Below are 24,301 nucleotides of genomic sequence, written 5' to 3' on the forward strand. Positions count from 1 at the left end.
ATGCTGCGCCGCGCCCTCGCACCGCTCCTCCTCCCGCTGCTCCTGGTCGCCGGCTGCTCCGGCGACGACGCCGATCCGGGAGCAGAGGACCGGAGCCCCGAGGAGCTCCTCACGGAGGCGGCGACGACGCTCGACGAGACGAGCGGGGTCTTCATCTCCCTCGCGACCGACGACCTCCCCGACGGGGTCACCGGCATCGTCGACGCCGCCGGCGTCGCGACCCGGGCCCCGGCGTTCGAGGGGTCGATCACGGTGAACCTCCTCGGCCAGCAGGTCGAGGTCCCGGTCGTCGCGGTGGACGACACGGTCTACGCCCAGGTGCCGCTCACGCCCGGGTGGCAGGAGATCGAGCCTGGCGAGTACGGCGCACCGGACCCCGCCGACCTGGTGGACCCGGAGACCGGCTTCTCCTCGCTCCTCGGCGCGACGACCGACGTCGAGGAGGGCGAGACCGTGCGCGGCGGGGAGAACAACGAGGAGGTCCTCACCGAGGTCACCGGGACGGTCCCCGACACCGCCGTCAAGAACGTCATCCCGAGCGCCTCGGGCGACTTCGACGCGACCTACACGGTCACCTCCGACGGCGAGCTGCGCTCGGCGGAGCTCACCGGCACCTTCTACGCCGACTCGCCGTCGATGACCTACACCATCGACTTCGACCAGTACGGCACCGAGCAGGAGATCACCGCGCCGTGACCCGCGCCCTGAGCCGCCCGTGACCCGCTCGCCGCGCCTGCTCCTGGCGCTGGCGTCGGTCGCGGTGGCCTTCGCGGCCGCCGACACCTACGTCGTCGTGCTGGCGCTGCCGGACATGATGGCCGGCGCCGGCATCTCGGTCGAGCAGCTCCAACGCGCGGCCCCGATCATCTCGGGGTTCCTCCTGGGCTACGTCGCGATGCTGCCGCTCATCGGCCGGATCGCCGACCTGCGCGGCCGCACCCCGGTGCTCGTCGCCGCGCTGGTCGTCTTCGCCCTCGGCTCGCTCATCACCGCCGCGGCGTACGACCTGCCGAGCATGGTGACCGGCCGCTTCCTGCAGGGCGTCGGCGGCGGCGGCCTGGTGCCCGCGACCTTGGCGCTCGTGGCCGACCTCTACCCGACCGAGCGCCGGGGCGTCCCGCTGGGGATCGTCTCCGCCGTCCAGGAGCTCGGCAGCGTGGTGGGTCCGCTGCTCGGCGCCGTGGTGCTCGCCGTCGCCGACTGGCGGGCGATCTTCCTGCTCAACCTCGCCGTCGGCCTCGTCCTCGCCGCAGCGATCCGTCTCGCCTCGCTCGAACCACCGTCGATGGCCGAGCCGCTCCGGCCCAGGCTCGCCCGCCGCCGGGTCCCGGACCTGCTCGGCGCCGCCCTCGCGGTGCTGGCCCTGGTCGCCGGCGGACTCGTGTTCCTGCGCCCCAGCCAGCTGCTGCGCGACCTCACCTGGGGCCAGCTCTTCATCCCCTACGCCGGCGACGGCCGCTGGCTCACGCCGGTGGGGCTGGTCGCCATCGGGGCCGCGGCGCTCTTCGTGCTCCGCTGCGCGACGGCCCGCCGCCCGCTCGTGGACCTCCGCGGCTGGTGGCGCAGCAGCCGGGACGCCGACCTCGTCGGCGCGCTCCTGCTCGCCGTGGCGCTCGGCGGCGTGATCCTGGCCTTCGCGACCGCCGACCCCAAGGTGCAGGTCTTCTCCGACCAGGGGCTGTGGTACCTCCTGGGCGCGGCCGTGGCCACCGTCGCGTTCGTCGTCCACGTACGCCGCAGCCCGGCGCCGCTGCTGCCGGCCGGCGCCCTGCGCCGGATGCCCGCCTGGGGCGCGGTGCTGGTCAGCTTCTTCGTCGGCGCCGCGCTGATCGCCGCCCTCATCGACATCCCGCTCTTCGCCCGCACGACGGTCCACCGCGACTCCCAGCTGATGGCGGCCCTGGTGCTGCTGCGGTTCCTCGTCGCCCTGCCGATCGGCGCGGTCGTGGGCGGCTGGCTCACCCGCCGGGTCAGCTCCGGGCTGATCACCGCCGGCGGCATGCTGCTGGCCGCCCTGGGCTTCGCCCTCATGACCCAGTGGGGCGTCGACAGCCTCGAACAGCTCTCCGCAGACCTCACGCTGGTCGTGTGCGGCTTCGGCTTCGGCCTCGCGCTGGCACCGGTCAACGCAGCCGTGCTCGCGAGCACCGAGCCGGCGGTCCACGGGGTGGCCAGCGCGATGGTGGTGGTGTCCCGGATGGTCGGGATGCTCGTCGGCATCTCCGCGCTCACCGCGATCGGCCTGCGGCGCTACTACGCCGGCCTGGAGGAGAACCCGCTGCCCACCGCCCGGGAGGTCTGTGGCGACCGCACCCGCTGCCCGGCGTACTCCGACCTCATCGCCGCCGCCGGCATCCCCCAGGAGCACGCCGTCTTCGCGGGGGCCGCGGTCTGCGCGGTGATCGCGGCAGGGCTGGCGCTGCTGCTGTTCCGGGGTGCGCCCACCAAGGCCGTCTCGCCGACGGAGGCCCTGCGCAGCGTGGGTTGAGCGCTCCGCTAGGTTCCGGTCCATGGCTGACCACGACGACTCCCAGGGAGACTTCGGCGACCTCCTGGCCGCCAACGAGCGCTTCGCGCAGGACTTCGACCTCGCCGGCTTCGACGGCGTCGCCCATGCCGGCGTCGCCATCGTGACCTGCATGGACTCCAGGATCGACCCGCTCGGCATGCTCGGCCTCAAGCCGGGCGACGCCAAGATCTTCCGCAACCCCGGCGGCCGCGTCACGCCGCAGGCGCTCGAGGCCCTCGTCCTGGGCGCGCACCTGCTCAACGTCGACCGGATCCTGGTCGTCCCGCACACCCGCTGCGCGGTGGCGTCCAACACCGAGGAGCAGCTGCGCGAGCGCGTGGCGGCCTCGGCGGGTCAGGACGCGACGTGGCAGACCTTCCACGTCGTCGCCGACCAGCAGGCCGCCCTCGCCGAGGACGTGCACAAGGTCACCTCGCACCCGCTGATCCCCGAGACCGTCAAGGTCGGCGGGTTCCTCTACGACGTCGACTCCGGACGCCTCACCCAGCTCGTCTGAGGCGGGGCGGTCGCCGCGTCCGCCTCCCCGCTGGGCCACCCGAATCGTTCAGTTGCGCGGTTGTGGTGGCGACACGCCGTGTTACCGGTGCCAAGGGCCACCCCGATCGTTCAATCGAACGAGCGTCGTGGCGGTGACGGCCGTCGACGTACCGGTCGCGGACAGACTCGGACCACGGTCCGGCTTGCCCATCTGTCATCCGATGGAACCAAATCGCACCTGCGCCCCTCTAACCCATGTGAGCACGTTGAGGGCCGTCAGACGGTGAACCATGACAGCGACTTCGATGAGCACGTTGCCGCCCGCTGGGTCCCTCTGGTTCGCGCCGCCTACCCGCTGGGGGCGTCCCACCGCCGGGGCCGAGGACGTCGTGCAGCAGCATCGACGCGGCTCGGCCCCCTCCGGGTGCCGCTCCTGGCGTTCGACGATGATGATCCTGCCTGGGCGGCAGGGATGAGCGACGTGGTTGAGGACCGACGGGTCAACGAGGCGATGATGTCGTTCCCCGCGGGCCCCGCCCCCACGGCGGCACTCTTGGCCCGGCGCCAGCATCGAGCGCGGCGCATCTGGAGCGCAACCGGCGTGACGCTGGTCGCTGCGGCCGCGTGGCCCCTCTGGCTCACAGCCGGCGGGGACTCCGAGACCGGACAGGATCCTGCAACAGCGAACGGGTCTCCTGCACCCGTCCGGATCGGCGAGCTCAGGTGCCCTGACGGCGTGTCGACCATCAGACGGATACCGGAGCACTTCACGGAGCCTCCGGCGCATGCCACGGCGGTGTCTCTGGCAGCGACATATCCCGCGGCAGGAGAGACTGCCCGGGCCCTCGAGGCGAGCAGCGCAGAAGCGACCTACGCGATCCTCCGAGAGGACGGAACCACACGGGCGCTGGTGGAGCTCGAGTTCCATCTCTCATGGAACAGCTGGGTCGAGAAAGGTTCTCAATGGTGTTCGGGAGAAACGCTCGACACGCCCTGGGGTGGGAAGTGAACTGACCAGCTGGTCTGAGACGCCGCGCGGCCCCGACGTCCGCTCGAGCCGGCGCTGCGCGTCGACGTACCCGTCGCGGACGGCGAACCGGACGACGGTGTAGAGCACGCTCAGCGCGACGATCGTGGCGACAGCCGCGCCGGCGACGGTGCCCAGCTGCTCAGGCATCCAGCGCCTTGTCCTCTGCTGAGGACGCGTTCTCCAAGACCACGAGAGCCGACCCGATCTCGCGGTAGGGGTCGGCCCGGTTCATGCGTCGATGTCCTCGAGGGAGAGCTGGCCTCCGTTGGCCACGATGAACTCCTTGCGGGGCGCGACCTCCGAGCCCATCAGCAGCTCGAAGATCCGCGAGGCGGCGTCGGCGTCGTCGACGGTGATCCGGCGCAGCGTGCGGTGGCGCGGGTCCATCGTGGTCTCGGCCAGCTGGTCGGCGTCCATCTCGCCCAGGCCCTTGTAGCGCTGGACCGGGTCCTTCCACTTCACGTTCTTCTTCTTCAGCTCCGCGAGCTTCCGCTGCAGCTCGTCGTCGGAGTAGGTGTAGACGTACTTCTCCTGCCCCTTGCGCGGGTTGGAGATCTCGATCCGGTGCAGCGGCGGCACCGCGGAGAAGACCCGGCCCTCGCGGATCAGGTCCGGCATGTACTTGAAGAAGAGCGTGGCCAGCAGGCACCGGATGTGCGCGCCGTCGGAGTCCGCGTCGGCCATGAAGATGATCCGGCCGTAGCGCGCGGCGTCGAGGTCGAAGGTCCGGCCCGAGCCGGCGCCGACGACCTGGATGATCGAGGCGCACTCGGTGTTCTTCAACATGTCCCCGACCGACGCCTTCTGGACGTTGAGGATCTTCCCGCGGATGGGCAGCAGCGCCTGGAACTCCGAGTTCCGCGCCAGCTTCGCCGTGCCGAGGGCCGAGTCACCCTCCACGATGAAGAGCTCGGTGCGCTCGTTGTCCGCGGCCCGGCAGTCGGCGAGCTTCGAGGGCAGGGCAGAGGACTCCAGCGCGTTCTTCCGGCGCTGGGTCTCCTTGTGCTGGCGGGCCGCGATGCGCGTCTTGGAGGCGCCGACGACCTTCTCCATGACGAGCTTGGCCTGGGCCTTCTCGTCGCGCTTGGTGGAGGTCAGGAACCTCTTCAGCTCCGCGGCGACCACCCGGCGTACGACGGTGCGCGCGGCGGGCGTGCCGAGGATCTCCTTGGTCTGCCCCTCGAACTGCGGCTCGGCCAACCGGACGGTGACGACCGCCGTCATGCCCTCGAGCACGTCCTCCTTGACGACGTCGGCGTCGTTGACCTTCAGCGCCTTGGTCGCACGCATGACGTCGTTGAAGGTCTTGGTGAGCGCCTGCTCGAACCCGCTGACGTGGGTGCCGCCCTTGGGCGTGGCGATCACGTTGACGAACGAGCGCACCTCGGTGTCGTAGCCGGTCCCCCACCGGACCGCGATGTCGACGGTCAGCTCGCGCTCGACCTCCTGCGGGGTCATGTGCCCCTTGTCGTCGAGCAGCGGCACCGTCTCGGTGAAGGTGTCCGCCCCCTGGAGCCGCAGCACGCTCGTGACCGGCTCGTCGGAGGCGAGGAAGTCGGCGAACTCGGCGATGCCGCCGTCGTGGCGGAAGCTCTCCTCGACCGGCTCGTCGCCCCGCAGGTCGCGGATCGCCAGCTCAAGCCCGGGGACGATGAACGAGGTCTGCCGCGCACGAGTGACCAGCTCGTCGTAGACGAAGCCGGCGTCCTTGGTGAAGATCTGGCGGTCCGGCCAGAACCGGATCCGGGTGCCGCTACGGCCCTTGGCGACGCGGCCGCCCTTGCGCGTCAGCCCGGAGCGCGGCTCGAAGTCGGCGTCCGGGGCCTCGCTCGCGAAGACCCCGGGCACGCCCCGGCGGAACGAGAGCCCTTGGGCCGCGGGCGCGCGCTCGACGTCGATGTCCATGCGCGTGGACAGCGCGTTGACGACCGAGAGGCCGACGCCGTGGAGGCCGCCGGTGGCGACGTAGGACCCGCCGCCGAACTTCCCGCCGGCGTGCAGCTTGGTGGCCACGACCTCGACTCCGGGGAGCCCGGTCTTGGGCTCCTTGTCCGTCGGGATCCCGCGGCCGTCGTCGTGCACCTCCGCGGAGCCGTCGGGGTGCAGGACCACCTCGACCCGACGGGCGTGGCCACCGAGCGCCTCGTCGACGCCGTTGTCGATGATCTCCCACAGGCAGTGCATGAGGCCACGGGTGTCGGTCGAGCCGATGTACATCCCGGGTCGCTTGCGGACCGCCTCGAGGCCCTCGAGGACCAGGAGATGAGCGGCGTTGTAGGTGTTGTCGGCGATGGTGGGGCTCCTGCGCGGCGGTGTGGACCAGACGTCCCGACGGGGCCGGGTCGCACCGCCGAATCTACCCGCGACGGACCGCGGTCCCGCGCAGGCACGCCCCTGACGGCGCCTGCGCCCACGGACGACGACCTCACGATGCGGGAACGATCCACCGACACCCCGCCGATTCACGACCGTTCCAACCAGGCAGGCGTCACACTTGGGAGGACCAGTCGTTACCCAGATGGGTGAACGTGCGACGGGACCGCCGGTCCAGAGCATGGAAACCCCGTGAACGGGCAACACTGTCCGTGATGGGATCGACGTGTCAGGCACCACGCGGGTACGGGAATCCTGAAGCCGGTACCTACGTTGAGCAGGACACCGAGACAGAAGAAATGAGGCCGATGTGACCACTGCCGTTGCCCCCAGCGCCCCGCTGACCGCCGCGGACCGCTGTGACCGCTGCGGAGCCCAGGCCTACCTCCGTGTGGAGCTCCAGACGGGTGGAGAACTGCTGTTCTGCGCCCACCACGCACGCGAGCACGGCGAGAAGCTCAAGGAGATCGCGGCGAACGTCGTCGACGAGACCCACAAGCTCTCCGGCACCTCCGCGATCGCCACCGACGAGTCCTGACCACCCCTTGACTTACTGACACCGACACCACACACCCGTCGCCGACGGCCCCGGACGCCTGTCCGGGGCCGTCGGCCATTTCGGCACGTGGCAGGGTCCTCACCGTGAGCCTGCTGGAGGTCCTGGTCGGGGTGGCGATCGTCGTCGGCATCATCGGCGTGGTCGTGCCGCTGCTGCCGGGCACGGCCCTCGTCGGTGGCGCCGTGCTCGTCTGGGCCTTCGACGTGGGCACCGCGAGGTCGTGGACGGTGCTCGCCCTCGTCGTGGCCGTGCTCGCCCTCGGCACGGTGGTCAAGTACGCCGTCCCCGGTCGGCGCCTGCAGAACGCCGGGATCCCCGCGAGCACCACGTGGGCCGGAGCGGGCCTGGGGGTGATCGGGTTCTTCGTCGTACCCGTGGTGGGGCTGTTCCTCGGCTTCGTGCTCGGCGTCTACCTGGCCGAGCACCGACGGGTCGGCGCAGCGGCCGCCTGGCCCTCGAGCCGGCATGCCCTGCGGGCGGTCGGGCTGAGCATCCTGATCGAGCTGGTCGCGGTGCTGCTCGCCGCCGGCCTCTGGCTGGCGGGCGTGGCGGCCACCTGAGCCGGCTCGCTCAGTCCAGGTAGTCGCGCAGGACCTGCGAGCGCGACGGGTGCCGCAGCTTCGACATCGTCTTCGACTCGATCTGCCGGATCCGCTCGCGCGTGACGCCGTAGACCTTGCCGATCTCGTCCAGGGTCTTGGGCTGGCCGTCGGTGAGCCCGAACCGCATGCTCACCACGCCCGCCTCGCGCTCCGAGAGCGTGTCCAGGACGGCGTGCAGCTGCTCCTGCAGCAGGGTGAACGACACCGCGTCGGCGGGCACGATCGCCTCGGAGTCCTCGATGAGGTCACCGAACTCGCTGTCGCCGTCCTCGCCGAGGGGCGTGTGGAGCGAGATGGGCTCGCGGCCGTACTTCTGGACCTCGATGACCTTCTCGGGGGTCATGTCGAGCTCCTTGGCCAGCTCCTCCGGCGTGGGCTCGCGGCCCAGGTCCTGGAGCATCTGGCGCTGGACGCGGGCGAGCTTGTTGATGACCTCGACCATGTGCACCGGGATGCGGATGGTGCGCGCCTGGTCGGCCATCGCGCGGGTGATCGCCTGGCGGATCCACCACGTGGCGTACGTCGAGAACTTGTAGCCCTTGGTGTAGTCGAACTTCTCGACCGCACGGATCAGGCCCAGGTTGCCCTCCTGGATGAGGTCCAGGAAGAGCATGCCGCGACCGGTGTAGCGCTTGGCCAGCGAGACGACGAGGCGCAGGTTGGCCTCGAGGAGGTGGTTCTTGGCGCGGCGGCCGTCCTCGGCGATCCACTCCAGCTCCTCCTGGAGCTTGGGCGTGATCTTCCCGCCCTTGGCCAGCTTCTCCTCCGAGAAGAGGCCCGCCTCGATCCGCTTGGCGAGCTCGACCTCCATCTCGGCGTTGAGGAGGGGCACCTTGCCGATCTGCTTCAGGTAGTCCTTGACCGGGTCCGCGGTGGCGCCGGCGACCATGACCTGCTGGGCCGGCTCGTCGGTGTCGTCGGCCGAGGAGACCACGAAGGTCGAGGTGGCCGTGGCCTCCTCCTCGTCGGCCTTGATCGTGGGGTCCTGCGCGACGTCCTTCTCGAACTGCTCGTCCGGCAGGTCCGGGAGGATCTTCTTGCCGTCGGGGCCGAGCGTGGGAGCCGCGGCGGCCGGGTCGTCGGCGGCGGGCGCCTCCGCGGCGGCCTTCTTCGCCGGCGCCTTCTTGGCGGCCGCCTTCTTCGCGGGCGCCTTCTTGGCCGTCTTCGCGGTGGTGGTCTTGCGGGCCGTCGTCGCCGCCACAGCACGCGCGGCGCCGGTGCTGACATCGACGGAGATCCCGAGCGAGCTCAGGTGGGCGAGCAGCGACTTGAGGTGCCGCGGCTCGACGGCCGCGTCCTCACTCGCCTGACGGACGTCGTCCGGGCTCAGGCTGCCCGACGGCTTACCCCGCTCGATGAGGGCCGTGACGGCTGGGTGCGAGAGCACCTCGGCAGGGATCTTGCGCGCGGTCGAGGACACGTACACCTCTCGTCGAACTGGCTGTGGAGCAATGTCGGGCCGACTCTGGGGCGCGGCAAGGCCCGCACACGTCAAGAGCCGCGGGTTCATTCTGCCACGGCGCCCCTGAGCACGTCGCATCCGTGCCCGGCGGCGGGTCGGGGGTCTAGCCCGATGCCCGCGCTGCGGCCTTCTGCGCCTTCGTGGCCTTCGTGTGGGCCCGTGCGTTGGCGAACGGGAACTGTCGGAGCCCTCCCCCGATCTACCTGGGGAAACGCTGATCCGACCGGTTGAGCGCGTTGAACGTCCGCGACCGTCTTGCGGACTGTCCGCGGACCAGAGCCGACCCTTCTCACGGGCCCAGCGGTCGATGTCTGCATCGCACCACACAGATCATCGCCACCCACATCGTCTCCACCGCACCGAGCGGAGACGCCCATGCTTCCCGGCAAGCGCCCCGCTTGGCCCCAAGGGAACGAGGGCAGGCATACCCGGTCAGACCGAAGGCAGCGCGCGCTACTGGGAGAACAGACGGGGATGAAAGGAGCGCCCCCGCATCGGTCAGCCTCGCGCCGAGGACCCGGTCGGCAGCGACCGGATCCACTCGTCCAGGTCGACCGCGCGGAAGATCGGCTTGTCGCCGACGTAGTGCGCAGTCAGCTCGGAGGACTTCACCGCCGCGTCGAGCGTGGTGACGCCGAGCCCGCATGCCTCGGCCGCCCGAGTGCGGTCCGCCGCGATGAAGGGAAACGACGGGCCAGTCATCATTCGTCCGGCAACCGGCACGCGATGCTCACCCCCGTGAGAGTTGCCAAGGATCGGAGTCCGGCTCAGTAATTGCAGCAGCCCCTCAACCGGTGCCGCTCTGGATCTGGACGAGGTTGCCGCACGTGTCGTCGAGCACCGCGGTGGTGACCGGCCCCATCTCGGTGGGCTCTTGCGTGAACCGCACACCGAGACCGCGCAGTCGTCCGAACTCGGCCGCAACGTCATCGACGACGAAAGCCGTGAAGGGGATGCCATCGGCCACGAGAGCGTCTTTGAACGGTTTGGCGGCTGGATGTCCGTCGGGTTCGAGCACCAGCTCGGTGCCCTCTAGATCCTGCGGTGACACCACGGTGATCCACCGGGCCTCACTCATCGGTATGTCGTGCTTGAGCGTGAAGCCGAGGGTGTCGGTGTAGAACCGCAGGGCCTTGTCCTGGTCGTCGACGAGCATGCTTGCGTAGGTGATCCTCATGTTCACTCCTCACTCGCAGGCTTGAGCCACCGCTCGCCGATCTCGGCCAGCGGGGTGGTGCTGATGTAGTGGAACTTGTAACGACCCTCGCGGCGGGTTTCGATCAGTCCCGCAGCCTCCAGCACGTCGAGGTGCTGCGACGTCGCCTGCCGGGACGAGCCGATCCCGTGGTTGGTGGTCAGGCGCCCGCAGAGCTCGAAGAGGGTCTGACCGTCGCGCGTACTGAGCTCATCGAGGATCGTGCGCCGGGTGGGATCCGCCAACGCCTTGTAAACGTCTCCCATGGGTCACCAAACTAGGCAAGTTGTCACTTGCATGTCAACGATCGCGCAGCGGGTGGTTTAAAGTCCGCCACGTCGTCGAGTGACCGCTGTGAAAACCCGGTGGAGCCTGAAGGTCGACCGTGGCGAGAGGCCAAGCTGCTTGTTCGACCTGCGGTCCTCGCGGTGCTCGTGGCGGATGGTCGCCTCAACGCGCTCCAGTCGTCGGCTTGCGCCGACGAGGTCGCGCACCTCGCGAGCGCGCTCGGCGCCGAACGCGGCGGCGACTGCGGCGGCGCCTGCGTTGCTCGCCACCGACATGCGAATGTTGAACGTGCATTCGTACTGGGCGAGCTGGGCGCGCGGGAGAGCTTCAGCGAACGCGGCGAGGGTTTTGAACCGTGTTCGGGCGGGGAGGTGGGCAACGTCAACGTAAATTGGAACTCACTCTCGGGACCCACCATGCTGATTCGCCGAAGCGCCGTCGCGCTCGTTCTGGCAGCGCTCGTCGCCGCCCTGCTGGCAATCCCGGCCGGCGCAACGACCTCGTACCGTGATGCCTCGCCAGCCGCTGCGAAGGAGGAGGTCGATGACGTTTCCACTCGATGCGTCATGGCGGACGGCCGCCCCTGCCCAACCGCCAAGAAACTGCGGAAGCTGTTCAAAGCCGGAAAGCTCGGCAGGACCGTCAAGAAGGCCGGGTTCCCCAAGGCCACTAAAAGGATGATCCTCGCCAAAGCGAGAAAGAAGGGCTACACCGGCAAGCAGTCAGGAAGCACCGCGAGGGTCAGCGCCGATGGTTGGTGGGACGGTTTCATCAACGCGCTCGACTGCGTAGCGCCCGGCGCGGAGGCCTCGTGCAAGAGAGACTTGTCGAAGGTCAAGGCACTGAAGGAGCCGACGCGGGTGGCGCTTGCCTGCGGTGGGACAGCAGTCATTGCGTTCTACTCTGGCGGGGCCGCGACTGCGGTCGGCTCCGCAGGACTGGGTTGCTTCTGGCTCAGGGCGCTCGACGTATGGTGACGTTGATGGAAGCTCGCCGCCGACTCGGACCAGTGGCGAGCGGCGTGCTCGTCACCGCCGTTGTGTTTCTGTTCCCTCTTCTGGTGAGCGCCGTCTTCGGCGAGCTCGACCGCTTCAAACCAGCTGGCGCATTGGCCGTTGCGGTTGCCTCAGGCGCCGCCGCAGCCGGGGGGACGTACTGGGCGGAGCGCCGCCGGTCGCGTTGAGCTGGCGAGCCCGCTTCGCTGGCTTCAGGCCCTCCCGATGACCCGGTGACGGCTTCGTCGCACCGCTGACAACGCTGGCCTGAGGTGACGCCAACCTGCCGGCCGCAGGCGGCGCCGCGGTATCCCTGGTGACCACCGACGTCGGCGTTGCGTTCACTTCTGCTCGCCCGGGCTGCAGCTGATCTTGGCGCTGTAGTCGCATCCGTGCCCGGCGGTGGGTTCGGGGGTCTAGCCCGATGCCCGCGCAGCGGCCTTCTCGGCCTTCGCCGCCTTCTTGAAGTCGCGGACCTTCTGCAGCGAGTCGGCGTCGACGACGTCGGCGACGGAGCGGTGCCCGGGCTTGCTGTAGTCGCCGACCGCGGCCTCCCAGCCGTCCGGGCGCACGTCGAGCTGCTTGGCCAGCAGGGCCACGAAGATCTGCGCCTTCTGCTTGCCGAAGCCCGGCAGCGCCTGGACCCGCCGGAGCAGCTCCTTGCCCGTCTGCGCCTCGGTCCACAGACGCGAGGCGTCGCCGCCGCACTCCTCCTCGACCAGGGCCGCCAGCGCCTGCAGCCGGGCGGCCATGGAGCCGGGGAACCGGTGGATGGCGGGCGGAGTGGCGCACAGCGCGGCGAACTGCTCCGGGTCCGCTGCTGCGATCCGCGCCGGCTCGAGGGTCCCGAACCGGTCGAGCACCTTCGCCGGCCCACGGAACGCGTGCTCCATCGGGTACTGCTGGTCGAGCATCATCCCCGCCAAGAGGGCGAACGGTGACTCGTCGAGCACCTTGTCCGCAGCCGGATCACCGGTGATGTTGAGACCCATGAAGCCCATCCTGCCGCAGCCGGGGTGGCTCGGTCTCGCCCCCGTCGGTCGGCGGGGTCGGTCGGCCGGCTCAGTCGGCCTTGACGGCCAGCACCGGGCAGGGGGCGTCGAGGAGCAGGCGCTGGGCGTTGCTGCCGAGGACCAGCTTGCCCACCGGCGAGCGCCGGCGGAGCCCGATGACGATCAGGTCCGCGGCGATCTCCTCGGCGACACCGACCACGTCCTCGGCGGGTGCGAGCCCGCGGACCAGCTGACGCACCTCGTACGACACGCCCGTGCCCGCCAGGCGGGTCTCCACCGCCGCGAGATCGGCATCGGCCTTGTCGGCGGCGGAACGGTCGTAGCCCTGCCCGCCACGGTGCGAGCTGACGATCACCAGGGTGCTGTCCCGCAGCCGGGCCTCGTCGATGGCCCGCGCCAGCGCGGCTTCGCCCTCGGGCGTCGGCACGTAGCCCACCACCACGGTTCCCATGCTGCTTCCTCGCTCCCTGTCGCTCCGTCTGCCCTGCTTCGCTCTGCACGCTAGCCGATGGCTCGTCAGCGGCTCCTGTGGAGGAGCGGGAACCGGTCGGCGCCGCCCGCGAGAGGGTGGCGGCATGCACGCCGCCGGACCGGGGCTCACCGAGCCCCTCCCCCGCGAGCTCGCCCGCCTGCTGCGGCGGGCGGTGCTCGAGCACGCGCTCGCCGAGCGGCGACGGGTGCACCCACCGGTGCTGCACGTGGGCGTGCCCGGTGGCCCCGAACGGCTCCTCGCCGTGCGGCCCGAGGACCGCACCGACCACGGGCTTCGCACCGACGTGGTCGCCGCCCTGCTCGCCGCCGTACGGCGTGCCGAGCCCGCCCGAGCGCCGCTGGTGTGGCTCACCCGGCCCGGCCCCCTGGACCTCCAGGACGTCGACGTGCAGTGGGCCGCCGCTGCGCGCGCGGCCTTCGCCGAGGCGGGGGTGCCGCTGGTGCTCGTCGTGGCGAACCGGAAGGGGTGGCGGGATCCGTTGACCGGCACGGAACGCACGTGGCAGCGGCTGCGGCGCCGGTGAGCACCGGGTGGCCACCCGCGGCACGCCGGAAGGTCAGTCCCAGGTGTGGACCGGCTCGTTGGTGTGCATCCGCTCGCGGTACTCCAGCAAGGTGGCGCGCAGGGCGTCCCACCGGTCCTCGTCGCCGCGGTCGTGCATGCGACGCGCGAACCACTCGGCACCGTTGACGTGCTGCAGGCACCGCTGCTCGATGATCCCGAGCAACCGGTCGGACTCCTCCGCCGCCACGCCCCACTCCTCGAGCCCGGCCCGCGCCATCGGCAGCAGCCGGCGCAGGACGAGCTCGGTCGCCCGGACCTCGCCGACGCCCGGCCAGTAGACCTGGGCATCGATGCCGTGCCGGGCCGCCGCGTGGAAGTTCTCCTCCGCCGCGCTGAACGACATCTGCGACCACAGCGGCCGTTCGCTCTCCGCGAGGTGGCGCACCAGCCCGAAGTAGAACGCGGCGTTGGCCATCGTGTCGGCGACCGTGGGCCCGGCCGCGAGGACGCGGTTCTCCACCCGCAGGTGCGGCACTCCCCCGGCGATGTCGTAGACCGGGCGGTTCCAGCGGTAGACCGTGCCGTTGTGCAGCCGGAGCTCGGCGAGGTTCGGGGTCCCGCCGCCCTCGAGGACCGCGAGCGGGTCCTCCTCGTCGGTCACCGGGAGCAGCGCGGGGAAGTACCGGACGTTCTCCTCGAACAAGTCGAAGACGGAGGTGATCCACCGCTCGCCGAACCAGACCCGCGGCCGCACGCCCTGGACCTTGAGCTCCTCGCTGCGGGTGTCGGTGGCCTGCTCGAACAGGGGGATCCGGGTCTCCCGCCACAGCTCCTTGCCCAGGAGGTAGGGCGAGTTGGCGCCCAGGGCCAGCTGGACCCCCGAGATGGCCTGGGAGGCGTTCCAGTACGCGGCGAACTGGGCGGGCGAGGTCTGCACGTGGAGCTGGGTGCTGGTGCAGGCCGCCTCGGGGACAATCGAGTCCGCCGTGGTCCGGAGCTGGTCGCGGCCCGCGATGTCGATGGTGATGGCCTCGCCCCGGGCGGCGAGGATCTGCTCGCTGAGCAGGCGGTACCGGGGGTTCGGGCTCAGGCTGGCGTCGTCGAGGTGGCCGTCGACGAGGGTCGGCAGGATGCCGATCATCACCATGTGCGCCCCGACCGCCGCCGACCTCTCCTCGGCGTCGTTGAGGCTGCGGCGCAGGTTGCGCTCGAAGGTGGCGAGCCCGTCCCCGTGCAGGTGCGCCGGGGGGATGTTGATCTCGACGTTGAACTGGCCCAGCTCGGTTTGGAAGTCCGGGTCGGCGATCGCCTCGAGTGCCTCGGCGTTGCGCAGCGCCGGGTCACCGTGCTCGTCGACGAGGTTGAGCTCGACCTCGAGACCCGTCATCGGGTCGTCGGTGTCGAACCGGGCGTCGCGGAGCATGCGGGCGAAGACGTCCAGGCACCGCCGGACCTTCTCCCGGTACTCCGTCCGGTCTCCCCGCGAGAACTCCTGGGCCTCGACCTCTTCACCCATGCCGGACTCCTTCCCTGCTCACGACGCCCTCATGCTCCATCGGGGCGCACCGCGCTCCAGACACCCTCGCTCCGGGCGACCAGGTCGTCGACCACAGCCCGGACTGCGTCGTCGACCGATGACCGGCCGTCGGGCGCTCCACAGGCGCGTTCGAAGGCGGCGCGCTGGCGCGTCGCTCCCCCGGACCGGAGCACCCGGGGGACGCCGTCGGTCACGAGGTCGACGTCCCCGGCCTGCTCCAGCCACGGTCGGGTCAGCTCGACCAGGCCGCCCAGGACCTCGGCTGCCGGTCGGAGCTCAGGCGCCCGCGGGTCGACGAGCCGCTCGGTCAGTCCGTAGCGCGCCGCTCGCCACTTGGCGGCTCGCAGCAGCTCCGCGCGGGGGCGGTCCACCGGCGCACCGGCCCGGTGTCGCTCGGCCGCCCAGGACACCAGCCCCCGGACGAGGGCGGCGACGAGGACGGCGTCGGCCGGGTCGGTGCAGACGTCGAAGACCCGCACCTCGACCGTCGGCTGTCCCGTGGAGAGGCGGGCGTCGAAGTACAGCATCCCCTCGTCCCGGGCAGCGCCCGTCGCCACGAGGTCGCGGCAGGCGCGCTCGTAGCCCTCCGGCGAGCCGAACTCCTCGGTCACCCCGGCGCTCGGCCAGCGGCCCCAGACCTCGCTGCGCCAGGAGGCGTAGCCCGTGTCGCGGCCACCGGCGAACGGAGAGTTCGCCGTGGCCGCGAGGAGGACCGGCAGCCACGGCCCGATCCGGTCGAGGACGCCCACGCCCTCCTCGGCCGAGTCGATGCCCACGTGCACGTGCATGCCGCAGGTGCCTCCGGAGCGGGCGATGTCGCCGTACACGTCGAGCATCGCGCGGTAGCGCTCGTCCGGGCTCACCCGGGGCGCCAGGTCGCCGTAGGGGACGACCCCGCAGGCGACGGCCGCGACGCCGGCGGCCCGCGCCGCCTCACCGGCCGTGCGACGCGCGGCGCGCAGCTGGTCGTGGGCGTCGGCCAGGTCGGTCACGGGGTCGGTGCGGGTCTCCAGCTGGTGGCGGAAGAGCTCCTGGTCGAGATCGTCGGCGGCGGTGGTCGGCTCGTCCTCGGTGCCCCGCCGGTCCTGGTGCGCCTTGAGGGCGGCCTGCGAGCGCGGGGACGTCGTGCGGCTCTCGGAGTCGACGAGGAGCAGCTCCTCCTCGATGCCGACCGTCCGGACGTTCCCCGTCGTGACCATGGCGGCGCGGTACCCACGTACGTCGGCGGGCACCGACACCCCCGGGGGTGACTCATGCCGCACCGTCCCCGTCCCACACCGACGGCGGGACGGCGTGGGTCAGGGCGTGGGCGAGGTAGCCGGCGAGCCGGTAGCCCGGCGCCGCTTCCTCGCAGCGATCGAGGGCGCACCACGCGAGCGCGCCGTGGCCGGCGAGCCAGGCCGCGAACGCCAGCAGGGCGGCCGGCGCCGCCAGCAGGGGCGGCGGGCACCGCCGGACCACGTCGGTCCAGAACCGCACGTGCCGGTCGGCTTCCCCCCGGCTCATCGTCTCCCATGCCGCGTCCCGCACCGGCACGTCGAGCATCCCCACCAGGAGCCGCGCGACCTCCTCCTCACTCGGCACCGTGCCGGCAGCGACGTGGCGGCGGACGGTCTCGCGGGCCCAGCGGAGCTCGTCCTCGGAGGCCGGCTCGCCCCCGGGGAGGACCCCGAGGGCCTCGACGGTCGCCGCGACTGCCGTCGGGTCCTCCGCCAGGGTGGCGCGCAGCTCCTCGCGCGACCCGTGGGTGACCCGACCCTCGAGCACCGCCTGGGCGGCGAACGGGTGCGCCGAGACGTCGTAGGGGACGCCGTGGCCCGGCACGCCGTGGCGCGGACCGGTCGCGACGTACCACCGCCCGTCGTGGGCCCGGAGCGTGTCCACCACGTCGATGCCTGCCGCGGTGAACGCCCGCACCGTCGCCCGGGCGACCTGGGCGGCGAGCTGGGCGTCCTCGGTGTAGAGCACCAGGACCGCCCGGCGCACGGCATGGCGCCGGCAGGGCGCGAGGAGCGTCGCGGCGAGTGCGTCGACCTCGGCGTCGAGGGACGGCGCACCGCGCCGGGGCAGGTCCACCCGCGCGTGGAAGGGCGGGCTGGCACCGGTCGTGACCAGCACGACGGAGTCCGCGGGCCGGAACCCGAGCACGACCGGGACGGCGGCGAGCAGGTCCTCGGGGGTGCGGGCGGTGAACGTGGTGGCGGCCGGACGAGGGGCCGGGGGCGAGGTGGTCATGGGGTGACGCTCCCCCCGGTCGCCGACCCGTCCGGGCCTTCCGAGCGGGGCCTGTGGAGGACCCCTTCGGCTCGGCGGGCTGTGGAGGAACGCCGGCCCGTCGGCGCCCGGGGGTAGGTTCCGGTCCGTGGGCGGCGGCGAGGAGGACCTGGCGTGCGTGCCCACGCATCGGTGATGCACCTCGACCTCGACGCCTTCTTCGCCGCGGTCGAGCAGCGCGACAAGCCGTCGCTGCGCGGCAAGCCGGTCGTCGTGGGCGGGGTCGGTGGTCGTGGGGTGGTCGCCACGGCCTCCTACGAGGCCCGTCGGTACGGCGTCCGCTCGGCCATGTCGACCCGCGAGGCCCGCTCCCGTTGCCCGCACGCCGCGTTCCTCAGCGGTCGCTTCCACGCCTACCGCGACGCCTCCCACGCCGTGATGTCCCTCCTGCGCTCGGTCTCGCCGCTCGTCGAGCCGCTGTCGCTGGACGAGGCCTTCGTCGACCTCGCCTGCGCCGGCCTGGCCGACCTGGAGGTCCCGACCGTCAGCGCGTTCGCCGAGGAGCTGCGCGGCCGGGTCAGCGAGGCGACCGGGGGGCTGACCGCCTCGGTCGGGATCGGGACGAGCAAGTTCATCGCGAAGGTCGCCAGCGACCTGGACAAGCCCGACGGCCTGGTGGTGGTGCCGCCCGGAACCGAGCGGGAGCTGCTGCGACCCATGCACGTGAGCGTCATCCCCGGCGTCGGTCCGGCGACGGCCGAGCGGCTGCGGCGGGCGGGGATCCACACCGTGGCCGACCTGGAGGCGGTCGGCCTCGACGAGCTGGTCCGGCTCGTGGGCAGGTCCCACGGCTCCGGCCTCTACCGGCTCGCCCGCGCGGACGACGACCGACCGGTGGTCGCGGAGCGCGAGGCGAAGTCGGTCAGTGTCGAGGGCACCTACGACACCGACCTCACCGACCGGAGGCTCATGGAGGGCCTGCTGACCCGGCAGGCGAAGGAGGTCGCCGCCCGGCTCGGCAAGCACGGGCTCTCGGGGCGGACGGTGTCGATCAAGGTCCGGCTCCACGACTTCACGACCCTGAGCCGCTCCAGCACGCTGCCCTCCCCCACCGACAGCCCCGCCACCGTCGGGCGGGTGGCGCGGGCGCTCCTCGCCGACCTGGACACCTCCGGCGGCGTCCGCCTGCTCGGCGTCGGCGTCTCCGGGCTGGCCGACTGGGTGCAGGAGGACCTCTTCGGCGAGACCGCTGAGGAGGACGAGGAGGTGCCGGAGGTCGAGGTGCCGTCCCACTCCCGGCGCACCTGGGCGCCCGGCATGGACGTCGTCCACACCGAGCTGGGCCGCGGCTGGGTGTGGGGGTCGGGGAGGGGCGTCGTGACGGTCCGGTTCGAGACCGCCGAGACGCCGGCCGGTCCGGTGCGCTCCTACGCCGCCGACGACCCCGCCCTCAGCGCCTGGCTGCCACCCCCCGCTCCCGAGTAGCGGCGGTGAAGCACACCGCGTCGCCGGGCCGCAGCTGCGCGCACCGCCACAGGTCCGCAGGCTCCACCACGGCGACGACCGGGTAGCCGCCCGTCGGCGGGTGGTCGGCGAGGAAGACGACCGGCTGCCCGCTCGGCGGCACCTGGACCGCCCCCAGCACCATGCCTTCGCTGGCCAGCTCGCCCGGCCGCACCCGCTCCACGACCGGCCCGTCCAGCCGCAGGCCGATCCGGTTCGAGGCGTCCGCCACCCGGTACGCCGCCACGCACAGCCGCTCGAGCGCGTCGCCGGCGAACCAGTCCAGCCGCGGGCCCGGGTGCAGCCGCAGCGGTCCGGCCGCGCCCGGCCGAGGCGTGTCGTGGGCGGCCGGCGGCCCGGCCGGCTCCCCGACGGGGAGGACGGCGCCGTCGGCCACCCGCGGCGGTCCCACCCAGGCCAGCGTGTCGGTCGACCGCGAGCCGAGCACCGGCTCCACGGCCACCCCGCCGGCGACCGCGAGGTAGCTGCGCACCCCGCGCCGCGGCGTACCGACCTCGAGCGTGGTGCCGGCGGCGAGCCACTCGGCCCTGGGGTGCGGCCGGTCGGCGCCGGTGACGGCGACCCACCGGCCGACGTCGGCGCGGACGACCAGCCCGCCGAGGGTCGACTCCAGGACGGCCGCGCCGGGCGGGTTGCCGACCAGCCGGTTGGCGAGCGCGTACGCCGGCTGGTCGAGGGCACCGGCACGGGGCACGCCGAGGTGGGCGTGGCCGGGGCGCCCCTCGTCCTGCACGGTGGTGAGGTGGCCGGCGCGCAGCACGGTGAGCGTCATGCGCGCACGAACCTGACCCGGGTGCCCGGCGCCAGGAGGGCGGGCGGGTCGCGCCGCTCGTCCCAGAGCGGGGCGTCGGTGTGGCCGACGATCCGCCAGCCCCCGGGTGACGCGGTGGGGTAGACCCCGCACCAGGTGTCGGCGATCGCGACCGACCCGGCGGCGATCCGCGGGCGGGGCGAGTCGAGCCGGGGCACGGCGAGCTCGGCCGGGAGGCCGGCGAGGTAGGCGAAGCCGGGCGCGAACCCGCAGAACGCGGACGTCAGCTCCAGCGACGTGTGCCGTGCGACGACCTCCTCGACGTCGGTGCCCCACCGCTCGGCGACGAAGGACAGGTCCTCGCCGTCGTAGGTGACCGGGACCTCGACCACCCCGCCCGCGGGCACCTCGGTCGAGGGCGACCAGCCGGCCAGCCACTGCTCCGCCACAGCGGGGTCCACGCCGTCGAGCAGCACGGTCTCCGCGGCCGGCACGACGTCGACCACCGGCAGGTCTCGGGCGCGGACCCAGGTGGCCAGCGCGAGCGCGCTGGTGGCGTCGGTGACTTCCACGAGCACCGCGCGGGGCCCGGCCGGTCGCGTCCTCAGCGGCACCCGCTCGCTCACAGGCCGACCAACGTCCACCCGTCGGCCTCCAGCGCCTCCCGCACGGCGACCGCGTGCGCCACGGCGCCGGGGCTGTCTCCGTGCAGGCACAAGGAGTCGACCCCGCCCGCCAGGCGCAGCGCCGCGCTGACGATCGCGTCGGTCTCCTCGAGCACCGCCCCGGGCTTCCCGCGGGGCAGCAGCCGCCCGTCCGCGGCGTACCCGCGGTCGGGGAAGCCCTCGCACCACGTGCGCCGGCCGGCCTCGGTGGCCAGGCGCCACAGCTCGCCCGGCATCCCGAGGACGGGGAGCCGGCCCGACCCGTCCAGGACCGCGCGCGCCTGCTCCGGGTCGTCGAGCACGCGGTGGTAGAGCGCCCCGTGCGGCTTGATGTAGCGGACCGTGGTGCCGGCTGCTGCGGCGATCTCCGACAGGGTGCCCACCTGGTCGGCCACCTGCTCGCGGAGCACGTCCCCGGCGACGTCGCGGGCCACCCGGCCGAAGTTCTCGCGGTCGTCGTAGGAGACCTGCGCCCCCACCGAGACCCCCCGCAGCACCGCCTCGTCGCACACGGCGCGCATGATCGCCGGGGTGCCGGCGTGGTAGCCGCAGGCGACGTTGGCGCTGGTCACCACGGCGAGCAGCGCTGCGTCGTCGGTCACCTCCTCGCCGAGGTCGGCGTTGAGGTCGATGGTCGCCACGGGCCCGACGCTATCGTCGCGACCATGCAGCCGCCCGCCGACCAAGCCCCGGTCGCCCAGCCCCCGGTCGCCCAGCCCCCGGTAGCCCAGCCCCCGATAGCCCAGCGCCGACCCACCAGCCGGAAGGTCCACGGGCACGACCGCACCGACGACTACGAGTGGCTGCGGGAGAAGGACGCCCCCGAGGTCCTGGCCCACCTGGAGGCGGAGAACGCCTGGACCCAGGCGCGGACCGCCCACCTGGCCGGGCTGCGGCAGACGATCTTCGAGGAGATCAAGGGCCGCACCCGCGAGACCGACCTGTCGGTGCCGACCCGCAACCGCAGGCACTGGTACTACGGCCGGACCTTCGCCGGCAAGGAGTACGGCGCCACCTGCCGGGTCCCCGTCGCCGGACCCGACGACTGGACTCCCCCGACGCCCGCCGAGGACTGCCCGGCCGACCAGCCGGCCCTGCCCGGCGAGGAGGTGATCCTCGACCTGGACGCCCTCGCGGAGGGTCACGAGTACTTCTCCCTGGGCGGCTCGGCGGTGAGCCCCGACGGGCACCTGCTCGCCTACTCCACCGACACCGTCGGCGACGAGCGCTACACCGTCCGCGTCCGTGACCTGCGGACCGGCGACCTGCTCGACGACGAGATCACCGGCGTCATCGGCGGCGCCACGTGGGACCGCGAGGGGCTCGACCTCTACTACACGACCGTCGACGACTCCTGGCGCGCCGACAAGATCTGGCGGCACCGGCTGGGCACGGCGCAGGCCGAGGACCAGCTCGTGCACCACGAGACCGACGGCCGGTTCTGGGTCGGGGTGGGCCGCACGCGCAGCGACCGCTTCATCATGGTCGCGGCCGGCTCCAAGGTCACCTCCGAGTACCGCTACCTCGACGCCGACGCCCCCGAGCTGGGCCTCCAGGTCTTCGCCGAGCGGCGCGAGGGGATCGAGTACTCCCTCGACCACGCGGTCATCGCCGGCGAGGACCGGTTCCTCGTCCTCCACAACGCCTCGGGCCCCGACTTCGAGATCGGCACCGCCCCGGTGGCGCCCACGCCCGTCGCGGACCTCGTGCCGCTGGTCCCCCACGACCCGGCCGTCCGGCTCGAGGACGTCGACGCCTTCGCCGGGCACCTCGTCGTGCACCAGCGCAGCAACGGCCTCACCCAGCTGCGGATCATCGAGCTCGCGCCCCCGGGAGAGAGTAGTGACGGCCTCGGCGAGGACTACCTGGTCGAGTTCGACAAGCCCCTCTACACCGTCGGCTCCGGCGGCAACCCCGGCTTCGCGCAGCCGACGGTGCGGATCGGCTGGACCACGATGGCGGTGCCGTCCTCGGTCTACGACTACGACGTGCGCACCCGCGAGCTGACCCTGCTCAAGCAGGCACCGGTGCTCGGCGGGTACGACCCGGCCGACTACCAGGAGCACCGGCTCTGGGCGACCGCCGACGACGGCGAGCGGATTCCCATCTCGATCGTGTGCCGCCGCGACGCCCGCGAGGACGAGACGATGGGGTCGCGGCCGGTCCCCACCCTGCTCTACGGGTACGGCGCCTACGAGGCGTCGATGGACCCCTACTTCTCGGTCGCGCGGCTCTCGCTGCTCGACCGCGGTGCGGCGTTCGCGATCGCCCACGTGCGTGGCGGCGGTGAGATGGGCCGCCGCTGGTACGACGACGGCAAGCTCATGCGCAAGCAGAACACCTTCTCCGACTTCATCGCCTGCGCCCGCCACCTCGTCGACACCGGCTGGTCCCAGCCGGAGACGCTCCTCGCCGAGGGCGCGAGCGCCGGCGGCCTCCTCATGGGTGCGGTGGCCAACCAGGCGCCCGAGCTCTTCGGCGGCGTCGTGGCCGGCGTGCCGTTCGTCGACGCGCTCACGACGATGCTCGACTCGACGCTGCCGCTGACTGTCACCGAGTACGACGAGTGGGGCAACCCCGAGGCCGACCCCGAGGTCTACGAGTACATGGCCTCGTACGCGCCGTACGACAACGTCGCGGAGCGCCCCTACCCGCCGATCCTGGCCGAGACCTCCCTGAACGACACCAGGGTGCTCTACGTCGAGCCGGCCAAGTGGGTCGCGCGCATCCGCGCGACGAACCCGGACGCCGACGTCCTGCTCCGCACCGAGATGGCCGCCGGGCACGGTGGCGTCTCCGGGCGCTACAAGTCCTGGCACGACCGCGCCTTCACCCTCGCCTGGATGCTGGACCGGATGGGCCTGGCCGACCGCTGAGACCCCCGATCCCATCCACCGCGGCGCCGGCCCCGAACCACTGGCGGAGGACGGCGGGACTGAGAAGACCCTGAGAGTCCCGCGGCCGTGCAACTCCGCGGGCTCCCCGCTCGTCGTTCCCCGTGAAGGCACCGAGGTTTGTCGCGGGAATCGCCGGGACACAGGGTGCGTTGTAGACGTCGTGAGGCGCCGGTGGCGCCGCACAGTGAGGAGGGGGTCGGCATGGCAACACGCACCGCACCGGTCGGGGCGCGCGAGATCGAGGGGCGCGACAGCGTCGGCCTGTACCTCGACGAGATCGCCCGCAACCCCCTGCTCGACGCGGCCGCCGAGGTCGAGCTGTCCAAGACCATCGAGGCCGGCCTCTACGCCGAGCACCTCCTGGCGCAGGGCCGGGTCGGCCGCCGCAAGGGCGGCGCGCCGATGTCGGCCAACCAGGAGGAGCTGGAGTGGCTGGCCGAGGAAGGCCGCAAGGCCGTCGACCAGTTCATCACCGCCAACCTGCGGCTGGTCGTCTCGATCGCCCGGAAGTACGGCCGGGCGCAGATGCCGATGCTCGACCTCATCCAGGAGGGCAACACCGGCCTGATCCGCGCGGTCGAGAAGTTCGACTACACCAAGGGCTACAAGTTCTCGACGTACGCCACCTGGTGGGTGCGCCAGGCGATCACGCGTGGCATCGCCCAGCAGGCCCGCGTCGTCCGGCTGCCCGTCCACGTGGTCGAGGAGCTCAACCAGGTCGGCGGTGCGCGCCGGACGTTGGAGCGTCAGCTCGGTCGCGACCCCGAGCCGCAGGAGATCGCCACGGAGCTGGGCATGGACCTCGAGCGGGTGCTGGACCTGATGTCGTGGGGCCGTGAGCACGTCAGCCTCGACTCTCCCGTCGACGAGGACGGCGACACCTCCCTCGGCGACCTGATGGCGCAGGAGACCGCCCCGGGCCCGGACCTCACCGTGCTCGACACCGAGTCGCGGGACCGCCTGAACCACCTGGTCGGCCACCTCGACGACCGTGCCGCCGACATCATCCGCTCCCGCTACGGCCTCACCGACGGTCGCCAGCACAAGCTGGCCGACATCGGCGCCAAGCACGGCATCTCCGCAGAGCGGGTCCGCCAGCTCGAGCGCGAGGCGCTGCAGAAGCTCCGCCGGATCGCCGACCCGGACCTCGCTGCCTGATCTCGGTCGGGAGCCCCGGGTCCCGCTTCGGGGG

The 24,301-nt window shown here is 72.3% G+C and carries 24 protein-coding genes; 10 read left to right on the plus strand and 14 right to left on the minus strand.

Features of this window, described 5'->3' with window-relative positions:
* Genes ACSMHG_RS00890 through ACSMHG_RS00900 form a run of 3 tightly spaced genes read left to right on the plus strand, consistent with a single transcriptional unit; the run spans position 1 to position 3,026 of the window.
* Positions 1-696: an LppX_LprAFG lipoprotein gene (locus ACSMHG_RS00890; protein WP_435741443.1), complete on the plus strand. Its 696-nt coding sequence runs from the start codon at positions 1-3 to the stop codon at positions 694-696.
* A 19-nt stretch (positions 697-715) separates the two neighbouring features.
* Complete coding sequence (locus ACSMHG_RS00895) at positions 716-2,488, plus strand: MFS transporter (protein ID WP_435741444.1); 1,773 nt, start codon at positions 716-718, stop codon at positions 2,486-2,488.
* A gap of 22 nt (positions 2,489-2,510) precedes the next feature.
* The gene (locus tag ACSMHG_RS00900) at positions 2,511-3,026 is read left to right on the plus strand and encodes a beta-class carbonic anhydrase (RefSeq protein ID WP_435741445.1); all 516 of its coding nucleotides are present in this window, start codon (positions 2,511-2,513) and stop codon (positions 3,024-3,026) included.
* A gap of 912 nt (positions 3,027-3,938) precedes the next feature.
* On the opposite strand, the gene ACSMHG_RS00905 is transcribed toward ACSMHG_RS00900, so the two are convergent.
* Both ACSMHG_RS00905 and ACSMHG_RS00910 read right to left on the minus strand, forming a co-directional pair.
* Positions 3,939-4,184, minus strand: coding sequence for a hypothetical protein (locus ACSMHG_RS00905; RefSeq protein WP_435741446.1), 246 nt, complete (start codon positions 4,182-4,184; stop codon positions 3,939-3,941).
* Positions 4,185-4,265: 81 nt separating this feature from the next.
* A complete protein-coding gene (locus tag ACSMHG_RS00910) occupies positions 4,266-6,329 on the minus strand; it encodes a DNA gyrase/topoisomerase IV subunit B (RefSeq protein ID WP_494338339.1) in 2,064 nt (687 codons plus the stop codon).
* Between the two features lie 391 nt (positions 6,330-6,720).
* On the opposite strand from ACSMHG_RS00910, the gene ACSMHG_RS00915 reads away from it, so the two are divergent.
* A complete protein-coding gene (locus tag ACSMHG_RS00915; RefSeq protein ID WP_435741447.1) occupies positions 6,721-6,948 on the plus strand; it encodes a DUF7455 domain-containing protein in 228 nt (75 codons plus the stop codon).
* Between the two features lie 104 nt (positions 6,949-7,052).
* A complete protein-coding gene (locus ACSMHG_RS00920; RefSeq protein ID WP_435741448.1) occupies positions 7,053-7,529 on the plus strand; it encodes a DUF456 domain-containing protein in 477 nt (158 codons plus the stop codon).
* A 10-nt stretch (positions 7,530-7,539) separates the two neighbouring features.
* On the opposite strand, the gene ACSMHG_RS00925 is transcribed toward ACSMHG_RS00920, so the two are convergent.
* The 4 genes from ACSMHG_RS00925 to ACSMHG_RS00940 all read right to left on the minus strand — a co-directional run bounded on the left by ACSMHG_RS00925 (position 7,540) and on the right by ACSMHG_RS00940 (position 10,494).
* Positions 7,540-8,997 (minus strand): RNA polymerase sigma factor, encoded by a 1,458-nt coding sequence (locus ACSMHG_RS00925; RefSeq protein WP_435741449.1) that lies wholly within the window; start codon positions 8,995-8,997, stop codon positions 7,540-7,542.
* A 534-nt stretch (positions 8,998-9,531) separates the two neighbouring features.
* Positions 9,532-9,735 (minus strand): helix-turn-helix domain-containing protein, encoded by a 204-nt coding sequence (locus ACSMHG_RS00930; protein ID WP_435741451.1) that lies wholly within the window; start codon positions 9,733-9,735, stop codon positions 9,532-9,534.
* A gap of 85 nt (positions 9,736-9,820) precedes the next feature.
* The gene (locus tag ACSMHG_RS00935) at positions 9,821-10,210 is read right to left on the minus strand and encodes a VOC family protein (RefSeq protein WP_435741452.1); all 390 of its coding nucleotides are present in this window, start codon (positions 10,208-10,210) and stop codon (positions 9,821-9,823) included.
* 2 nt (positions 10,211-10,212) lie between these two features.
* Positions 10,213-10,494 carry an ArsR/SmtB family transcription factor gene (locus tag ACSMHG_RS00940; protein WP_435741453.1) on the minus strand — a complete coding sequence of 94 codons (282 nt, stop codon included), beginning with the start codon at positions 10,492-10,494 and terminating at the stop codon, positions 10,213-10,215.
* A gap of 162 nt (positions 10,495-10,656) precedes the next feature.
* Between ACSMHG_RS00940 and ACSMHG_RS00945 the strand changes: the two genes are divergently transcribed.
* Positions 10,657-11,493, plus strand: coding sequence for a hypothetical protein (locus tag ACSMHG_RS00945; RefSeq protein WP_435741454.1), 837 nt, complete (start codon positions 10,657-10,659; stop codon positions 11,491-11,493).
* A 434-nt stretch (positions 11,494-11,927) separates the two neighbouring features.
* On the opposite strand, the gene ACSMHG_RS00950 is transcribed toward ACSMHG_RS00945, so the two are convergent.
* Both ACSMHG_RS00950 and ACSMHG_RS00955 read right to left on the minus strand, forming a co-directional pair.
* Positions 11,928-12,503 carry an HhH-GPD-type base excision DNA repair protein gene (locus ACSMHG_RS00950; protein ID WP_435741455.1) on the minus strand — a complete coding sequence of 192 codons (576 nt, stop codon included), beginning with the start codon at positions 12,501-12,503 and terminating at the stop codon, positions 11,928-11,930.
* Between the two features lie 70 nt (positions 12,504-12,573).
* Positions 12,574-12,975 carry a universal stress protein gene (locus tag ACSMHG_RS00955; RefSeq protein WP_435741456.1) on the minus strand — a complete coding sequence of 134 codons (402 nt, stop codon included), beginning with the start codon at positions 12,973-12,975 and terminating at the stop codon, positions 12,574-12,576.
* A 124-nt stretch (positions 12,976-13,099) separates the two neighbouring features.
* On the opposite strand from ACSMHG_RS00955, the gene ACSMHG_RS00960 reads away from it, so the two are divergent.
* Entirely contained in the window at positions 13,100-13,540 is a 441-nt protein-coding gene (locus ACSMHG_RS00960; protein ID WP_435741458.1) for a hypothetical protein, read from the plus strand.
* A 33-nt stretch (positions 13,541-13,573) separates the two neighbouring features.
* Here ACSMHG_RS00960 and ACSMHG_RS00965 read toward each other — a convergent pair whose 3' ends face one another.
* The 3 genes from ACSMHG_RS00965 to ACSMHG_RS00975 are packed head-to-tail and all read right to left on the minus strand — an operon-like array spanning position 13,574 to position 17,293.
* Positions 13,574-15,037 carry a glutamate-cysteine ligase family protein gene (locus ACSMHG_RS00965; RefSeq protein WP_435741459.1) on the minus strand — a complete coding sequence of 488 codons (1,464 nt, stop codon included), beginning with the start codon at positions 15,035-15,037 and terminating at the stop codon, positions 13,574-13,576.
* Positions 15,038-15,066: 29 nt separating this feature from the next.
* Positions 15,067-16,257 (minus strand): carboxylate-amine ligase, encoded by a 1,191-nt coding sequence (locus ACSMHG_RS00970; protein ID WP_435741460.1) that lies wholly within the window; start codon positions 16,255-16,257, stop codon positions 15,067-15,069.
* A gap of 52 nt (positions 16,258-16,309) precedes the next feature.
* On the minus strand, positions 16,310-17,293 hold the full coding sequence (locus tag ACSMHG_RS00975; RefSeq protein WP_435741461.1) for a DUF4192 domain-containing protein: 984 nt from the start codon (positions 17,291-17,293) through the stop codon (positions 16,310-16,312).
* A 153-nt stretch (positions 17,294-17,446) separates the two neighbouring features.
* Here ACSMHG_RS00975 and ACSMHG_RS00980 point away from each other — a divergent pair, with 153 nt between their 5' ends.
* Positions 17,447-18,757 (plus strand): DNA polymerase IV, encoded by a 1,311-nt coding sequence (locus ACSMHG_RS00980; protein ID WP_435741462.1) that lies wholly within the window; start codon positions 17,447-17,449, stop codon positions 18,755-18,757.
* On the opposite strand, the gene ACSMHG_RS00985 is transcribed toward ACSMHG_RS00980, so the two are convergent.
* Genes ACSMHG_RS00985 through ACSMHG_RS00995 form a run of 3 tightly spaced genes read right to left on the minus strand, consistent with a single transcriptional unit; the run spans position 18,723 to position 20,853 of the window.
* Positions 18,723-19,568: a 5-oxoprolinase subunit C family protein gene (locus ACSMHG_RS00985; RefSeq protein ID WP_435741463.1), complete on the minus strand. Its 846-nt coding sequence runs from the start codon at positions 19,566-19,568 to the stop codon at positions 18,723-18,725. The two genes, ACSMHG_RS00980 and ACSMHG_RS00985, sit on opposite strands and share 35 nt — an antisense overlap.
* Positions 19,565-20,155 carry a 5-oxoprolinase subunit B family protein gene (locus ACSMHG_RS00990; RefSeq protein ID WP_435741541.1) on the minus strand — a complete coding sequence of 197 codons (591 nt, stop codon included), beginning with the start codon at positions 20,153-20,155 and terminating at the stop codon, positions 19,565-19,567. The genes ACSMHG_RS00985 and ACSMHG_RS00990 overlap by 4 nt, the downstream gene beginning before the upstream one ends.
* 14 nt (positions 20,156-20,169) lie before the next feature.
* Positions 20,170-20,853 (minus strand): LamB/YcsF family protein, encoded by a 684-nt coding sequence (locus tag ACSMHG_RS00995; protein WP_435741464.1) that lies wholly within the window; start codon positions 20,851-20,853, stop codon positions 20,170-20,172.
* 24 nt (positions 20,854-20,877) lie between these two features.
* On the opposite strand from ACSMHG_RS00995, the gene ACSMHG_RS01000 reads away from it, so the two are divergent.
* Positions 20,878-23,088: a S9 family peptidase gene (locus ACSMHG_RS01000; RefSeq protein WP_435741465.1), complete on the plus strand. Its 2,211-nt coding sequence runs from the start codon at positions 20,878-20,880 to the stop codon at positions 23,086-23,088.
* 222 nt (positions 23,089-23,310) lie between these two features.
* Positions 23,311-24,267 (plus strand): sigma-70 family RNA polymerase sigma factor, encoded by a 957-nt coding sequence (locus tag ACSMHG_RS01005; RefSeq protein WP_435741466.1) that lies wholly within the window; start codon positions 23,311-23,313, stop codon positions 24,265-24,267.
* Positions 24,268-24,301 lie beyond the last annotated feature (34 nt).

The sequence above is a fragment of the Nocardioides ureilyticus genome, assembly GCF_051280745.1.
Lineage (GTDB): Bacteria > Actinomycetota > Actinomycetes > Propionibacteriales > Nocardioidaceae > Nocardioides.